Annotated in this window: 12 protein-coding genes; 4 read left to right on the forward strand and 8 right to left on the reverse strand. The window is 31.7% G+C overall.

Going from position 1 to position 16,700, the window contains the following annotated elements; translation table 11 throughout:
- Positions 1-184: 184 nt before the first annotated feature.
- The gene (locus OIU80_RS12355) at positions 185-3,853 is read left to right on the forward strand and encodes a DUF2339 domain-containing protein (protein WP_264287313.1); all 3,669 of its coding nucleotides are present in this window, start codon (positions 185-187) and stop codon (positions 3,851-3,853) included.
- A 73-nt stretch (positions 3,854-3,926) separates the two neighbouring features.
- On the opposite strand, the gene OIU80_RS12360 is transcribed toward OIU80_RS12355, so the two are convergent.
- On the reverse strand, positions 3,927-4,856 hold the full coding sequence (locus OIU80_RS12360) for a ketopantoate reductase family protein (RefSeq protein WP_264287314.1): 930 nt from the start codon (positions 4,854-4,856) through the stop codon (positions 3,927-3,929).
- Between the two features lie 101 nt (positions 4,857-4,957).
- On the opposite strand from OIU80_RS12360, the gene OIU80_RS12365 reads away from it, so the two are divergent.
- Positions 4,958-5,806, forward strand: a complete 849-nt coding sequence (locus OIU80_RS12365; protein ID WP_264287315.1) for an AraC family transcriptional regulator — start codon at positions 4,958-4,960, stop codon at positions 5,804-5,806.
- 219 nt (positions 5,807-6,025) lie between these two features.
- On the opposite strand, the gene OIU80_RS12370 is transcribed toward OIU80_RS12365, so the two are convergent.
- The 5 genes from OIU80_RS12370 to OIU80_RS12390 form a co-directional block, all read right to left on the reverse strand.
- Positions 6,026-9,130, reverse strand: coding sequence for an efflux RND transporter permease subunit (locus OIU80_RS12370; protein WP_264287316.1), 3,105 nt, complete (start codon positions 9,128-9,130; stop codon positions 6,026-6,028).
- Positions 9,131-9,167: 37 nt separating this feature from the next.
- On the reverse strand, positions 9,168-10,256 hold the full coding sequence (locus OIU80_RS12375) for an efflux RND transporter periplasmic adaptor subunit (RefSeq protein ID WP_264287317.1): 1,089 nt from the start codon (positions 10,254-10,256) through the stop codon (positions 9,168-9,170).
- 27 nt (positions 10,257-10,283) lie between these two features.
- Positions 10,284-11,570 (reverse strand): TolC family protein, encoded by a 1,287-nt coding sequence (locus tag OIU80_RS12380; RefSeq protein WP_264287318.1) that lies wholly within the window; start codon positions 11,568-11,570, stop codon positions 10,284-10,286.
- A 97-nt stretch (positions 11,571-11,667) separates the two neighbouring features.
- A complete protein-coding gene (locus OIU80_RS12385) occupies positions 11,668-13,026 on the reverse strand; it encodes a sensor histidine kinase (RefSeq protein ID WP_264287319.1) in 1,359 nt (452 codons plus the stop codon).
- 2 nt (positions 13,027-13,028) lie between these two features.
- Positions 13,029-13,700 carry a response regulator transcription factor gene (locus OIU80_RS12390; RefSeq protein ID WP_264287320.1) on the reverse strand — a complete coding sequence of 224 codons (672 nt, stop codon included), beginning with the start codon at positions 13,698-13,700 and terminating at the stop codon, positions 13,029-13,031.
- A 344-nt stretch (positions 13,701-14,044) separates the two neighbouring features.
- Between OIU80_RS12390 and OIU80_RS12395 the strand changes: the two genes are divergently transcribed.
- Positions 14,045-14,881 (forward strand): sulfite exporter TauE/SafE family protein, encoded by an 837-nt coding sequence (locus tag OIU80_RS12395; protein ID WP_129538766.1) that lies wholly within the window; start codon positions 14,045-14,047, stop codon positions 14,879-14,881.
- Positions 14,882-14,885: 4 nt separating this feature from the next.
- Entirely contained in the window at positions 14,886-15,275 is a 390-nt protein-coding gene (locus OIU80_RS12400; RefSeq protein WP_264287321.1) for a DUF1634 domain-containing protein, read from the forward strand.
- Positions 15,276-15,404: 129 nt separating this feature from the next.
- On the opposite strand, the gene OIU80_RS12405 is transcribed toward OIU80_RS12400, so the two are convergent.
- Positions 15,405-16,100: a DUF4328 domain-containing protein gene (locus OIU80_RS12405; RefSeq protein ID WP_264287322.1), complete on the reverse strand. Its 696-nt coding sequence runs from the start codon at positions 16,098-16,100 to the stop codon at positions 15,405-15,407.
- 111 nt (positions 16,101-16,211) lie between these two features.
- Positions 16,212-16,604, reverse strand: a complete 393-nt coding sequence (locus OIU80_RS12410; protein ID WP_264287323.1) for a VOC family protein — start codon at positions 16,602-16,604, stop codon at positions 16,212-16,214.
- Positions 16,605-16,700: the final 96 nt, after the last annotated feature.

Genomic DNA, 16,700 nt, shown 5'->3' on the forward strand with positions numbered 1-16,700 from the left:
GTGTGATTAAGTTGTTCGTTTTTTATTATTCTTATTTAATGTCTTTTCTATGTTATTTAGCTTAATTCATTTATAATCATCCAATTGTACTATTATTAAGTTGTTTTATTCTAACAAAAAAAAACGACTTGGTGAATTTAAAATTGCTAATAATTCTTACATTAGACGATTCTAAATTTAAACTATGGTGGGTTTTCTCCTTTTTGCCTTAATTGTATGTGTTGTTATTCTGTTTTATAATTTTTCCATATTAAAAAGGGAAAACGAATACTTAGATTCTCTTTATAGTAAAAGTAAAGAAGAATACAACTCTTTGAAAAAAGAGATTGATGAGATTAAAAATCAAATCACACAATCTGGTTTTGTTGCTGAAAATTCAGTTTCAAAAATTAATGAAGTTGAAATTGTTTCAGAACCAATTCAAGAAGTTATTCCTCAAGTCATTCCTGATGTTATGAGTGTTATTGATGTTTCTCCTCAAAAAGAAGAAGATGTCATTATTGAAGAATCTATTGAAAAGCCTGTTTTTAGTTTTGAATCCAGAACAATTCATGTACTTGAAAAAGAAGAAAACGCTAACGAAAAAGAAACTCCAGAATTAGAAGAAGCCCTTGAAACACTACCTGTTTATGAATCTGAACCTCAGCCTGAACCTCAGCCTGAACCTCAAGTTTATGAAGAAGAGGTTTATGTAGAAAGTGCCTTTTCTGTTTTAATTAAAAAGATAGAGCATCAATTTGCCGAAAATTGGACTGGAATTTTAGGAACTGCGATAATGGTTTTAGGAATTGGCTATCTAAGTATTTATACTGCCTTGAAAGTTTCACCAGCGTTCCGAATCTTGATTCTTTGGCTTTATGCTGGAATTTTAGTTGGTGCCTATTTCTTTTTAAAGACAAAAGAAAAATGGTTTAAAACGGGGCTTTGGCTTCGCAGTGCCGGAGCGAGTTTATTTTTGTTTGGCTGTTTTGGTGCTTCGCAAATTCCGGCGCTTACTTTTATACATAGTATTCCAATAGCTTATTCACTCATCGGAATTGGAATTGCAATCAATTTATATGTTGGTTACATTATAAGACAACAAACTTTTTTATCACTTCACGTAATTTTAAGTATCTTAATTTTATGTGTAATTCCAGAAAAACTCTTAATTACATTCTTGTTGGCGGCGATAACGGCAACGGCAGGAATTATTTTGTCCTATAAAGAAAAGTGGGAATATCATTTATTGATTGTTATTTCGTGCTTTATCATATTTGATATTTGGTTTACTCAAGGAACAAATAATTTGAGTGCGTCTCAAAATATTTTTGCAATACTGGGTATTATTTTGGTTTCAGTTAGCTGTATGTATATGCAGTATCGAACTATTTATGCTAACACCCGTTTTGATAAAATTGCTTTTGTAACGCATCTTACTAACTGGGTTTTATTTGCTTTAGGTTTGATTTTACATTCAACAGGAAGCAAGATCAAAATTTTCGTTTTATTTACTGCAGCAATCCTTTGTCTTTTTGCGACTCTTTTTGCCAGAAAGAAAAAAATCTTTTGGTTGTATCATTTAGACGGGATGGTTTCGTTTTTGCTTTTTGCATTGAGCATCATCATGCTTAATGATTGGAAGGTAGGCTCTGATATTATTGCTTGCGGATTGTACGCCTTAGTAATTACTTGTTTGTTTATTGTTTATAAAAATAAGGAAGTGTTGCTGTCTAAAATATTTTTAGGTCTCAATCATATTTTTTGTTTGTTTATTTTCTGTTTTTTTGTTTTGCATATTAATCCATCTTCTGAACAAACCAACATAACAAACTCTTTCGCGACCTTGATTGTTATGATATTCATAACGTTATTAGTTCCTGTTTTTTGCTCGGTAAAAAAAGAGTTCTTAGCTATAGATTCTTTTATTGTTAAAAAAGATTTGAGCCTAAACGGAGTCTTCTCTGTACTGCTTTCAATATTATTTTTCTTAAGTTGGTACCATACGATTGAAATTTCGTTTTATTATCCTCTTTTATTTATCGCTTTGTTGTGGTGCTTTTTACGATTCAAATTCAAAACAAATACTTTTGATTTTGGAAGATTCACTTTTTTAATCATTACCATTGCTACAGGACTAATATTAATTCTTACTGAGCCAAAATCTAATCTAGATGTTGTATTTGCTTTAGGAATTGTTTCTGTAATAACTTTTAACTGGTTTGTAAAATTATTATACACAGATGATTCTACTATCAAAATGATCGGGATTGTTGGTATAAATGTTTTATTAGTTTCGCTTTTATATAAGTATTTTGCTCTTTATTATATAATTCAAATTTTCGGATTCTTTGTAATAGCTTTACTAAATCACGAATTTTTATGGATTCAATTTAAACGAAAAACACTTTCTATCAGTAACCAAATCATGCTTTATGGTTTTTGTCTTGTTTTTTCGATATTTGGAAGCTTTTTGTTTTTATACAATACCCAATTTTTGAATAATACTGAAATTGGATTAATTGCTGTTGGACTTTCTATAATCGAAACTTATATTTTATTTGCTGACAAAATCAGAAACAAATCAAATGCTATTGTCTCAGGTTGGGGAAATTTAAGTGTTATTAATTCTGAATTCATTCTTTTTAATGCTTTAGTTTTTGGATTTTCTTGTATCGAAACCGACTATATTCCTGTTTATTTAGGAGCCTTAGCATTGCTTACTTTTTGGGTTTTTCAAAAAACAGATAAAATTAAACGTTATAATACTTACTCTTTTATATTATTACTAGGTGCTATACTTGTAAGTGTTTATTTAGCTATCGATGAAGCAAATGCTCCTAGTAAAACGATACTTTATATCACACAAGCAATAGGTATATTGTTGTCTGTTGCTTATAGTTATTTACAAATTAAATGCTCTAAAGATGAGGGAAAAATGTTTATCACAGTTTTACCTGTTGTTCAAAATCTATGGATTATAACTTTATTATTTATTCAGGTAGATATGGCTTATTTACCAATGTTATTTATGCTTTTAGCAATTCTTAATTTTGGTTTAATTGTATATAAAAAAATAGATTTGGTTCCAGAATCGGTACCAGTGATTGGGTTATTATCGATTTTAGTCTCTGTTTTATATAGTATTAAAGAGCTAAATCATTTTAGTATTTTAGCTTGGGTTTTACAGCTTTCCAGCATTGCTTTATTGATTGTTTTAGTGCTCTTGATGAACAAAAAAGACTTTGTTAAATCATTAAAAATAGATTATCAGATTGTTATAAATATTTGGCTTTCTATTATTATGTTCTCACAATTAGAGCATAAATGGCTTCCTGTATTTTGGGCTGCAACTGCTATAATAAATTTATGTCTTTATTATAAAAAAATAGGTACTAAAAAAGAGATCAGTATTGTTTATTATTTATTAGCAAATTTTCATTTAGCTTTTATTAGTTTCAATTATTACGAATCTAAATTTGAATTTGTCTATCTGATTATATTTGCCTTATTAGCACTATACATTTTTATTATTTATAAATATATTGAAGATTTTAAATTCAGAAACAGTATCATTATTTATCCTGCTACTTTTAGTATCGGATTGTTTTTGTTTCTCTCGTTTGACAAAGGAATCTTAACTTTCTTCTGGATTTTAGAATCTCTGGGATTATTAATACTCGGAATTATTCTGAAAGAAAAATATTTCCGTTACGTTTCGCTTTCCTTAGTTGGTGTTTGTGTAATCCGACTAATGTTTTTTGATTTATCAAATGCGGATTTCCTAATCAGAGCGTTAGTTTTATTGGGAGTTGGAGTAGTGCTTTTGATAATGAATACTCTGTTCAAAAAATATAAAGAGCGATTTGATTAAAAGAACATGAATTTTATTTCTGCAAGGTCAAAAAGAGCTTGCAGAAATCTATTCAAGTCAAAATTAGCTGTTTTTAGTGTTTACTTTGTGAAATAATTCTATCGTTAACACTCTTATAAAAAGGGGTTTGTATTTCGTTTTTAGTACAATTTTCGATAACGTAATCTACTAAGAATGTTTTCTCCGTTTGGTTATTGTTTTCAAAATCCAATTGCAAAGATGATTTGGATTCAAATGGAAATTTAGTCAATAAATCTTTTGAGGTTTCGATATCTTCTTTCGTTAGGTTGATATTGTTTTTGCTGGCAAGTGATTGAATTTCTATCATCATATTTTCTAGAATATGCATTAGATCTTTATCTTCTAAGAGTTGTCCGAAAGTGACTTTATAAGCTGAGGTTATTGCGGCAACAGGTGCTACAAATAGGTATTTTTTCCAAAGTATTTGATTAATATCAGAAACATAAGTTATGTCTAAACCTCCTGCTGTTAATAAATCGATTAGCCATTTATTTTCTTTTTCTCCACCAACGAAAATTTTCCCTGGGCCTCCCACGTGCTGAACCTGCCCTGGTTTTTTAACATTTGATGCCACATAAATACAACCTTCCATAATTTGTCCTAGTTCAGGTAATGTCTCACGAACGATTTCTCTGGCATTTACCACATTCTGCAAAGTGATTATAATGGTTTCAGTACTTATGCAATCTTTATAAGTGTTTAATATCTCGCTTACTGAATAGGATTTACTAGTAACAATCAATACATCTAATATTCCAATTTCTGTTGGGTTATCTGATACTAAATCAGGAAATATTGTTTCTTTTATACCTTTTGATTCAAATATTAATCCGTCTTTTTGGATGGCATTTTTGGTTGCGCCTCTGCAAATGAATATAATTTGGGTTGTACTGTCTTTGTACTTTTTTGCCAATGGTGCGCCTACAAATCCGCCGATTCCACCAATCCCAAGAATTCCTATTTTTATTGTATTTGAGCTCATCTTTTAGTATTTACCGTTTTGGGTTATTGATACAAAGTAAATAGGTTTGCATTTATATATTGATGTAAAAATATAGGTTATATTTGTATATTTTAAGGATTATGAACAACACTTTTTTTATATATAAAGATTTCGAAATTTATTCGGTTGAAGAATTGACATGGAAGAAAGAGGTGCATAGACATAACTTTTTTGAGCTGTTATATATTGAATATGGTACAGGTAATCATATTCTGAATTCAATTCATCATAATTATAAACAGCATGATATTTATTTGCTCACGCCAAAAGATTATCATTCTTTTAAAACACTAGAACCTACAAAGTTTCATTGTTTACGTTTCTTGCCTAATTTCTTTTCTAATAAAACAGAAATTGAAGAAATTGAAAAGCTATTTTATTACCACAATCAACTCAATGGAAATTTGATTTTGCCAGATAGCGATAAGGCATTTTGCGAAGTGGTAATTTTGAAAATATTAGACGAAGTTACCAAGCAAAAAGAGCAGAACGAAATTATAATCAAGAGTTTGATGATGTCTCTTATTCAGATAATAAGAAGGAATGCTAGTATAAATGAAAAGGATTTAAATATTCAAACTACTGAAGTTTTAAAGATAGATACTATTTTAAGTTACATCCGTTTTAATATTGCTAATCCACATTTGCTAAAGAAAAAAGAAATGGCCAGTTATTTTAATGTTTCTATAAATTATATTGGTGAATATTTTAAAACTCATTTAAATATTACCTTAAGAGATTACATTGTACAAACTAAATTGAAGGTTGTAAGTGAAAAATTGAGTAAAAGCAATTTGACTTTTTCAGAAATCAGTAATGATTTGGGCTTTATAGATAGCAGCCATTTTAATAAATTTATTATGCGAAGTACTGGAGTTTCCCCATCTGAGTTTAGGAAGAGGCTTTTTTTTAAGGGTTTAAGGGGCTAAGGTTTAGAGGTTCATAGGTGCAAAGGTTCAAAGGTTTTTTGTAGAGGCGCACAGCAGTGCATGTTTAGTATGCGATAAAGGAACGCGGATAATGCGGATTTTTTAGTTTCATTATTAAAGAAATCCGTGTCATCCGCGTTCCATTTCTAGACAATCTAATTAAAAAAAACACCTTTAAACATTACGCTTAAAGGTGTTTTAAAATTTAATTTATTGAGATTATGAATCGGTGTTGCTCATATCTTTTTTGCGATATACCAGATAAAATACTTGTGGTAATACTGTTAATGATAATATCATACAGGTAATTAATCCTCCTACAATCATAATTGCCAATGGTTTTTGTACTTCTGATCCCATTCCTGTAGATAATGCTGCAGGCAATAATCCAAGAGATCCCATAAGCGCAATCATTACAATAGGGCGTATTCGGCTGTAAATCCCATTTGATATGGCATCTTTTAGATGCATATTGGCTCTCATATTTTCTTTTATGATTCCGATGAGGACAATACTGTCAATTGCACTGACTCCAAAGAGTATAATGAATCCTATTCCTGCTGATATTCCGAACACTGTTCCTGTTATCCATAATGATAAGAAACCACCAATAAAGGCATATGGCATAGCACTTACTGCCACCATAGTATCTTTGAAATTACCAAAATTGAAATACAACAGACATAAAATCAAAATTAATACAACCGGAACAATCATTGCCAATTGTTTAGAAGCTCTTTCTTTGCTTTCAAATTCTCCTGCCCATTTCATTACATTTTCTTTAGGTAGTTTTACTTCGGCTGCTACTTTTTTCTGTGCTTCGCTAATTGTACTTCCTAAATCTCGGCCTTCGATACTAAATCCTACTGCAATATAACGGCTGTTTCCTTCACGATATATAAATGTTGGACCAGTTTTATATTCTACTGTAGCGATTTCTTTTAAAGGAACCTTTTTCCCATTCATGGTTGGAATAAGGATATCTTCTATCTTTTCTTTTGAGTCTCGATATTCTTTTTCGAAACGTAAGCTAATATCAAATATCTTTTCGTCATCATAAAACTGAGTTGCCGCTTGTCCTCCAATTGCCATTCGGATAACTGCTTGTGCATCGGCAGTTGTAATGGCGTAACGTGCCATTTTTTCATCATGGAGTTGAATTCTTAATTCTGGTAAACCTATATTTTTATATACATTTATATCTTCAATTCCTTTTACATCTTTGATTGATTTGGCAACTTTTGCCGCCATTTCTTCTAATTGGAATAAGTCATTTCCGAAAATCTTTATAACAAGAGGACTTTTCACACCTGCGACATATTCTTCTACATTATCCTGAATAGGTTGGCTAAAACCAAAGCCAATTCCGGGATATACATCCAGCTCTTTTTTAATCTCGGCGATTAAGTCCTCTTTACTAATTTTACGTTTCCACTCATCTTGATGCAGCAATTCTATATGCAATTCGATGTTAAAGAAACCTGTTGGATCGGTTCCATCATTTGGTCTTCCTGTTTGCGTAAGTATAAATTTTACTTCTTCAAACTTCCTTATTTTCTCTTTCATCTCTTTGGTAAGCCGAACCGCTTCATCGAGATTAATACTATTAGGTAAAGTGGCTCTTACATAGATAGCTCCTTCATTTAGTTTTGGGATAAATTCGGAACCATAAAAAGCAAATTTGGCACAACAAACTGCAAGTAATACCAAGAATCCGTATAATGTTGCTTTACGATTTCGAGTACTCCATTTAAATAATTTAAATAGGTTTTCTCTAAAGAAACGCGAAATCATATTTTCTTTCTCAACGATATTTTTGGTCAACATTACTTTACACATTGCTGGGACATAAGTAAGTGACAAAATTAATGAGCCTAATAATGCATAGCTTAAAGTAAAGGCTAGGGGAGCGAACATTTTCCCTTCTACTTTATTAAAAGAGAATATAGGCATAAGTGCTACAATCAAAATAATTAGAGCAAAGAAAATATATGTAGCTACACTACCGATACTTTTTTTGATAAGCCCCATTTTACTCATTTTGTTAAAACGTTCCATGCCGACTTTATGTGCTTTCTTTTCCAGCGACACAAAGACTTGCTCGACTATAACTAGTGTTCCCTCGAGCAGTAGCCCAAAATCCAGAGCTCCCATTGATATTAGGTTGGCTGGTAATCCTTGTATTCGTAACATTATAATTGCGAATAAAAATGAAAGCGGTATCACTGATGCGACAATTAATGAGGTTCGCCAGTTGTAAAGGAATATAAATACGATTAACGATACTAGTAATATTCCTTCGACAAGGTTTTTTGTTACTGTTTTTACGGTTGTATCTACCAATTTGGTACGGTCAATAAACGGAACAATTTTTACATTATCAGGCAGTACTCTTTCATTAAGTTCGGCTAAACGATCTTTTAGTCGTTTTATAACTTCACCTGGGTTTTCTCCACGAAGCATAATTACAATACCTTCTACAACATCATTTTCATCATCTAAGCCTACTTGACCTAGTCTAGGTTTAGCAGCTATTTTAACTTCGGCTACGTGTTTTACTAATATTGGCGATGCTCCTTTGGTTTCTATAAGGATGTTACCAATATCTTCTATTTTATTAATCAGACCAACTCCTCTTACTACATATGCCTGATCACCACGCTGGATTACATCACCACCAACGTTTACGTTACTTTTGGATACAGCTTCGTAAACATCGAGTGCTGATAGATTATAATTTTCTAATTGAGTAGGATTAATTTTTATTTCGAATATTTTTTCTTCTCCACCAAAACTTACTACATCGGCAACTCCGGGAACTGAGACTAATTCTCTTTCAATTACCCAATCCTGAATGGCTTTTATTTCTTTAATTGGTAAATCACTTTTTATGATATACCTGAATATTTCACCTGTTGCTCCGGATGGTGGTTCAATATCTACATCTGCACCTTCTGGAAGATCTAATCCGTTAAGGCGATTGGATGCATATTGCTGTGCGTAAAAATCCTCAACATCATCATCAAATAATACGGTTACGACTGATAATCCAAAAAGTGAAATCGAACGTACTTCGGATTTTTTCGGTATCGTATTCATTTGTTTGGAAATAGGAAGCGTAATGAACTTTTCTACTTCTTCGGCACTTCTTCCTGGCCATTGTGTAATTATCCTTGCTCGGGTATTGGTTACGTCGGGAAAAGCTTCTATAGGCGTATTGATATAGCTTACTATTCCGGCTACTAGTAGTACTGCAGTCAAGAAAAACACTATGAGTGAGTTTTTTAACGAGAATGCTACTAAACCTTGTACAAATTTTTTCATGTCTTGTATGGTGTTTATCCGTTTTTATGGAGGATACTTAGTTTTTTAATCTTTCGTGAATTAACAAGTGATTTTTAGTAATAACCTTTTCTCCTTCGTTAACTCCTTTATCAAAATAAATCCAGTTGTTGTTTTTTGTAGTTGGATTTATTTCTCTGGTTTCGATGGTACAATCGTCTTTATAGATTAAGATATAATTGCGATTATTATCAAAAATGGCTGCTTTTGCAGGAACTGCTACTAGCATTTCGCCACCTAAACTTTTATCGATAATGATATCTGCAGTCATTCCGGGTTTTAATTTTAAGTTCTTGTTTTCCATAACAATTCTTGCTTTTAGCACATGTTCATCGGCATCAAAAACTTTGGCAAGCATGGTTATTTTTCCTTTAAATACTTCTCCAGGATATGCTGGTGTAGTAACATCTACGAGCATATTTTCGGTTACATTTTTTAAGTTACTGGTATAAACATTTACCAATACCCAAATTTCTTTTAAGTCAGAAATAGTAAATAGAGGTTCGCTTCCTTCAGTTATTTGCATTCCTGGACTAATATTTTTAGCCACTACATACCCTTCAGTTGGTGCTTTTATCTGAAACACGGCTCTTTCGCTGCTAGCGCTAAACATTGCAAGATTTGCTTTTACATTTTCTAATGATGATTTTAAAACATCCAATTCGCTTTGTGCTTGCATTAAGTCTTTTTGTGATGCAATACCATCATCAAACATTGATTTTGTTGCTTGTAATTGTCGTTGTGCAACTGATAATTGTGATTGTAATGATTTGCTTTCTGATTGCATACCGTTAAGTTCTGTACTTTTTATTTCAGCAAGTATTTGTCCTTTCTTCACATAATCCCCCAACGAAAATGTAGTTTTGGTAATAATCCCTTCTACAAGGCTATTAAACTGTACTACATGATCGTTGTTATAGGTTATGTTTCCAGTAAGATTTATGGATTCACTAACAACTCTTTTTTGTACTGGCTCGATAGTGATTTTTTCTTTTAAGTCTTTATCTATACAAAACTTCTCCTCTTTTGTATCTTTTATTTCTTCTTTTTTGCCACATCCGTAAACGAGCATTAATCCAAGTATAGGGAATAAAATATGTTTTTTCATTGGTGTTATTTTTAAATAATTTGGGTTTTAATTAATTTCCTGACCAGCTATATAGCGTAGTTCTTCAAGGTTTTTATTAAGGTCTTTTTTAGAGTTTAGCAGTATCGATTTGTTTTCTAAATAAGCATCTACAAAATCAAGATATTCTAACATGCTGGTATTACGTTGCATGAAATTTTTACGGTAACTCTCTAAAAGTTTTTCCAAATCTCCTTCATAAGCTGCATCTACACTTTCATAGAGTTTTTTGGTAACTATTAAATCTTCGTAAGCTTGTAATACTTCTGATTGTACACTTATCATTTTTTCTTCGGTAAGTAATTTTCCTTGATCGATAGCTATTTTTGCAGCTTTTACATTTCCTTGATTTCTATTAAAAAAAGGAAGGTCTAGAGAGAATCCAACACCAACAAAATCATTCATCAAACTGGCACCACGGTCATAGCTAACGCCAAGGGTAACATCTGGTGTACGCATTGCTTTTTCGTATTTGTACTTATTATCGTTATATTCATTTCCTAGTTTAAGGACTTTCATATCGGGTCTGTTTTCTACAGCCGATGCCATAAGATTGCCTAGGTTTATATTATCGATGTCTTTATTATCGGGAAGAAAACCATCTTGGGTAAGTTTGATATAACTTGTTGCAGGAAGATTCATAAGAACTTTAAGTTCTTTTTGCAACGAGTTATTTTCTTTTTTAAGGTCGCTGATTTCTTTTAAGAATTTTAGTTCAGTTGCTTTTAGTCTTATGTATTCGCCTTTACCAATATTTCCCTGTGCTACTTGGTTACTATAGGCTTTGAGTAATGTTTGCATCGAAGCAAGTTGTTTTTGATAAACAGTTTCTTGTTCTTGTACAAATTGTAATTGGGTAAGATTACCTCTAAACTCTATTTTTAGATTGCGTAAAAAGGTTTTAAAGTATTCTTTGGCGATATCTACGCCCACTTTTTCCATGGCAATTAGCTTTTTACGTTTTCCAGCTGTTTGGATAAGTTGTTCCAGCTCAGCAGTAACTTGAGATGTAGTACCAAAATTTCCCCATAGCGGTGGTAATTGCTGAGCCGTGGCGTTATTCCAAAGATTTATCTCACCAATGGTAAGCGTAGGATTTGGCCACAGTTTTGCCTGAATAACTTGTGCATCGGCAATATCGATATTCAGTTTTTCTGAAATAAGAGAAAGGTTCTTGTCCAGAAACAAAGCCTCGGCCTGTGTTCGGGAAAGAACAATTGTATCGTTTAGTGTAGCATTTTGTGCCACACCTTTGTATGATACAATTACGAGTAGAGTTAAGAGTATACGTTTCAAATTAAGTTGTTTTTAATATGATGCAAAGCTACTTGCGCCATATTAAATGTTAATTTGATGTATATTATAAAAGCATTAGAGCAACATTAGAAAACGATTAGAGTGGAGGAAATAGTAATGTTACTGTTGTTCCTTCATCTTTTTTTGAAGTAATCGTAAAATGAATGTTATTTTGTTTGAAGATAATATTAGCCAGAGAAAGTCCTACACCGCTGCCTTTTATATCATCCACATTTTTACCTCTGTAAAAAGTTTGTTTGATGAATTTTAAGTCATTTTCACTAATGCCTGTACCGTGGTCTTCGATTACTATTTTTAATTGATTGTCTTGTTGTAATAAGCTTATTTTTATAGGATTGCCATTCGAATATTTCACGGCATTCTCTATGATATTATACAAAGCAATTTTAATTTCGTTGCTATTTCCTTTTATCGAAAGTAATTTGTCATTAGTAACTTCTAGTGCGATTTGAATTTGAGAATCGTTTAGCTGATGTACATCTGGTAACTGGTCGTTAATATCCCATACTAGTTCATCGACTCTAAAAACTTCATTAAGTTCTGTATTATCTCTAAGTCCAGACAACATCATAAGTGTATTGAGAGTATCTTCTATTTGATAGACATTTTCTAATACTTTTTCAGACATTTCTTTGTACTCTGCACTCGTTCTTTCTTTTTGTGCAAATACTTCTAAATTTCCTGATATAGCTGTTAAAGGCGTTTTAAATTCATGAGAGACATAATTGATGAAGTTTTTTTGAATTACAAATGTATCTGATAGACGCTTAAATAAATTATTATAGGTTTCTATAAGCTCTTGTATTTCGTCTTTGGTATTTGGAGATATAATATGTCTGTCTAGTGATGAAGCTTCGATTTCGTTTACCTGATCTACAATGTTTTTAATAGGACTGTAAGCTAGGTTTGATAGCTTACGGCTAACCATATAGATTATTACTAGCCCAATAATTAATACCAGTATCATGATAATAAGAAGACGGTTTGTTATGGTTTTGAATTCGACATCATTTTTCTTGACAAAAACAACAAAATCTCCTTGATTGTCGTGGTAATAACTTCCGAAATAAAAATGATGCTTTGATTTAAAGCTTAATTTTCTATTCTTTCGAATATAATCCAGTCTTTCAGGAGTTATATTTTTATCATGTTTTTTTTCACCATAAACAATTTCGTTTTGCTTGTTGTAAACGCGGGTTACTATCTCAAGAGAATTTTCTTTGAATTGCTGTCCGATGATTAAATGTTGGTTTTCTGGCAGCTCATCTTTTTCTAAATAAAAGATCCCTGTAAGTAAACATGTTTTTTGAAGTTCATTATACATTATTTTTTCTGAATAGCTGTAAAATGAGAAATAGGTTATAATCGAAGCAATTATAAATACAATGCTAAACGTGAATGAAGATATTAATGTAAATCGGTTGCGTATTTTCATGACTATTCTTTGATCATATATCCTGTTCCTTTTATGGTATGGATAAATTTATGGTTTTGTTCGATTTTGTTTCTTAAGTAAGAAATATAAACATCGACCACATTGGTATTATTATCATAATTTATTCCCCAAACGGCATTTAATATTTGGGTTCTTGACATTACTTTATTTCTGTTTTCTAGTAAAAACAATAGTAATTTATATTCTCTTGGAGATAAATCAATAGGTAGATTGTTCTCGGTAACTTTATGTTCTTCAGGGTTTATGGTTAAGCTTCCACAAGTGTATAACGTTTCGACCTTATTATAATTAAATTTTGTTCGTCGGGTTAGCGCATTTACTCTGGAGATTAATTCCTGAAAATGAAAAGGCTTCACCAGATAATCATCGGCTCCAGAATCTAAAGCATTCACTTTATCATCGGTATTACTAAGTGCACTAAGCATTAATATGGGAGTATGGATTTTTTTAAAACGCATTAATTTTGTTAACTGAATACCATCAATGCCCGGAAGCATTATATCCATAAGGATAATATCCCAAGTATTTTCTTGAAGTAAGTCTCTGGCAATCTCACCAGTTTCTGCTAAATGCACTGTAAAATTGTTTTCTTCTAAACCTTTTACTATAAATTCGCTTATGCGTTTATCGTCTTCAATGAGTAAAACATTCATATAATAATTGTTTCTTGTATTTATTCTAATTGCAAAGATTGTCTAAAATGGTACGCGGATGACACTGATAAAGACGTATTTTTTTCTTTCCAACATTTTCAAAAATCTGTATTTTTAGGTGTTTTCGCTTAAGGCGAATCCGTTTAATTCGCGTTCCATTTTAGACAGCGTCTATCATAAATCATTTTAAAATGATTATCAAAAATAACACTTAATTGCGGGAATGTAGTATTAAAATTGATGGTTATAACCATGATTTAGTTTTTTTAATATTTTGTTATGAAACAGAATTCTCAAATAATTAATATCAATTCGTAAATTAGGGGCGATATAAATACATTCGAATGACAGTACTTACATTTACACTGATTATGCTTTTCGGTGCTTTTTTAGCAGGTTTTATAGGTTCATTATCAGGTTTAGGCGGCGGAATAATCATTATACCATTACTAACAGTTGTGTTAGGAGTCGATATTCATTATGCTATTGGAGCGGCTCTGGTATCGGTAATTGCAACTTCATCGGGTTCAGCTGCAGCCTATGTAAGAGAGGGAATTACCAATATGCGTCTGGGAATTTTTCTTGAGATTGCAACTACTATTGGTGCTGTGGGTGGCGCACTACTTTCTACAATTGCTCCAACATCTTTTATTGCTGTTTTATTCGGACTTACATTAATTTTCTCGGCTATTAATTCATTGCGAAAAAAGGAAGAGCATATTGTTTTAGAGTCAAGTCCTTTGGCTAAAAAACTGAAATTGCAAGGGACTTATCCTGCACATGATGGAGAAGTTATTAGTTATGGAACAAAGAATGTTGTGGGTGGATTTAGTATGATGGGAATTGCAGGAATGATGTCAGGATTACTAGGGATTGGCTCTGGTGCTTTTAAAGTAATTGCAATGGATAATATCATGCGAATTCCATTTAAGGTTTCTACCACAACCAGTAATTTTATGATGGGAGTTACAGCAATGGCAAGCTCAGTAATTTATATTCAAAAAGGATACATTGAACCTGGAATATGTATGCCAGTAGTAATAGGTGTATTATTTGGAGCTATGGCTGGAGCCAAATTATTAGTTAAAACAAACCCTAAAAAGCTTCGTATCTTTTTTGCCTGTCTTATTTTTGTACTTGCAATAAATATGATTTATAATGGACTTAATGGAAAAATCTAAGGTTATGACACACGAAAAATTTGGAGAAAAAGATTTTCAATCCATTATAGGGAACTTATTGCGTTACGGAGTATGGATTTCATTATCTGTAGCTTTTATTGGAGGAATTGTTTATTTGATGCATCATGGCAACGATATCGAAGACTATTCAGTATTTAAAGAAAACGACAGAAACATCTTTGAAGTAATTACTGCGATTTATAACGGAGTCATTCAAGGAAACGGAGAATCTATAATATTCTTTGGTGTGATATTACTCTTTCTCACGCCTGTATTACGTGTATTGCTATCGCTATTTTCTTTTTTGCTAGAGAGAGATTATATGTATGTAGTAATTACTCTAATTGTAATCTTTATTATTCTGGTTAGTGTTTCTTTAGGGTTTTCCCATTGATTAAGAGGGTGAATTAGAATAAGTTTGAGAATAGGGCTAATGAAAATTGGACAATAAATAAAAATATTGCGATAATGATTTTTATTAACCTCATGTTCCTAAAAAGAATGTAAAATAGATTTGAAAAATTTATTCTACTAAAATATCTGTTGTGTTAAGGCGTTTTTCGGCCTCTTCAACATTGATTAACAGGGGTTCGACACGAGAGTAATTTTTAATGACTTTTACAGTAATTAAGGCAAGTGGTATTCCAATAATATTTAAGGCTATGCTCAAAATTGTACTGGTATTCAATTGGTCAATAGTCACGGCTTTCATAGAATATCTAAATACAATTTGCCCAAGAATATTGCTGATTATCCAAAGCGCCCACCATAAAACCAATGTTGCTGTTGAAAGACTACTAGTTGTTGTTATTTTATTTCTATCCAGAAAGGATTTTGTTTTTTCATACAATTCTTCCATAATCTGATAAGGTCTATAAAGATTTATAAAAGGTAAAAACCAACTTCCTGCTGCCCATCCTTCTGTATGAGATAGGGGACCAGTTATTATATGAAGATTAAAATATGCTCTTCGGAACCATTGAATAAAAGTTACTCCAGAAACTACATAAGCAATCAAATAAATTATACCTATAATTTGTTCTCTGCTATCGTTTGCATTTACTGCATCTATTGAAATAGTGCCTCCAGCCGCAGCAGTTTGAATCAAATCATATTGTAAAAAACTAGAAATTAAACTTATAATTTCAAGAGCAAGCATAATCCATATTAATAATATTGCATTTTTTGCTCTTTGTCCGTTAGGTCTTAATTCTTCCATTATTTGATGTTCGGTTTGGTTCGTTTTTTAACAGAGCGAATGTATTCTATTTTGTACTATAATTACTAATTAAGTTTAATATTATTCTCAAATAGAATTGCAAATGAATAATTATCCCATTGGTGTACAAACTTCTATCAAAAACCCATCAATATCTCTTATATAAGCAACAGTTTGTCCCCAAGGTTTTTGTTTTGCTTCTTGCAAAATAGTAGCACCAGCTTCTTTAGATTTTGCTAGAATTTCAGCTACATTATCGGTAATAAAACCCAATTCGGTAGCAAAAGGTTTATTGGTTAAATCACTTTCGATGAAACCGTCTTTTAAATTTGAATTAGCCAATTCTTTTGATGCAAATGAAATTGTAGTTTCTCCAGTGCTAAGTTCTCCGTAATCATTTTCGGGAGTTACAAATTTTCTCGTAAAGCCAAATGCATTTTCATAAAACGAAATTGATTTGCTTACGTCATTGACATATAATATTGTGTAGCCGAATTTCACCATTTTTTAGTTTGTTTTTTATATTGCGCTGTTTAACTCATTAAATTTATTAAACACATAGACTTTATGCGTATAATAGAACTCAAAAGAAATGCATTC

This window comes from Flavobacterium frigoritolerans (assembly GCF_025847275.1).
GTDB classification, from domain to species: domain Bacteria; phylum Bacteroidota; class Bacteroidia; order Flavobacteriales; family Flavobacteriaceae; genus Flavobacterium; species Flavobacterium frigoritolerans.

What these genes read in the sequence shown, in the direction of transcription:
- OIU80_RS12355 (WP_264287313.1), top strand. Translation starts at nt 185, where the DNA reads ATGGTGGGTTTTCTCCTTTTTGCCTTAATTGTATGTGTTGTTATTCTG.
- OIU80_RS12360 (WP_264287314.1), bottom strand. Translation starts at nt 4,856, where the DNA reads ATGAGCTCAAATACAATAAAAATAGGAATTCTTGGGATTGGTGGAATC.
- OIU80_RS12365 (WP_264287315.1), top strand. Translation starts at nt 4,958, where the DNA reads ATGAACAACACTTTTTTTATATATAAAGATTTCGAAATTTATTCGGTT.
- OIU80_RS12370 (WP_264287316.1), bottom strand. Translation starts at nt 9,130, where the DNA reads ATGAAAAAATTTGTACAAGGTTTAGTAGCATTCTCGTTAAAAAACTCA.
- OIU80_RS12375 (WP_264287317.1), bottom strand. Translation starts at nt 10,256, where the DNA reads ATGAAAAAACATATTTTATTCCCTATACTTGGATTAATGCTCGTTTAC.
- OIU80_RS12385 (WP_264287319.1), bottom strand. Translation starts at nt 13,026, where the DNA reads ATGAAAATACGCAACCGATTTACATTAATATCTTCATTCACGTTTAGC.
- OIU80_RS12390 (WP_264287320.1), bottom strand. Translation starts at nt 13,700, where the DNA reads ATGAATGTTTTACTCATTGAAGACGATAAACGCATAAGCGAATTTATA.
- OIU80_RS12395 (WP_129538766.1), top strand. Translation starts at nt 14,045, where the DNA reads ATGACAGTACTTACATTTACACTGATTATGCTTTTCGGTGCTTTTTTA.
- OIU80_RS12400 (WP_264287321.1), top strand. Translation starts at nt 14,886, where the DNA reads ATGACACACGAAAAATTTGGAGAAAAAGATTTTCAATCCATTATAGGG.
- OIU80_RS12405 (WP_264287322.1), bottom strand. Translation starts at nt 16,100, where the DNA reads ATGGAAGAATTAAGACCTAACGGACAAAGAGCAAAAAATGCAATATTA.
- OIU80_RS12410 (WP_264287323.1), bottom strand. Translation starts at nt 16,604, where the DNA reads ATGGTGAAATTCGGCTACACAATATTATATGTCAATGACGTAAGCAAA.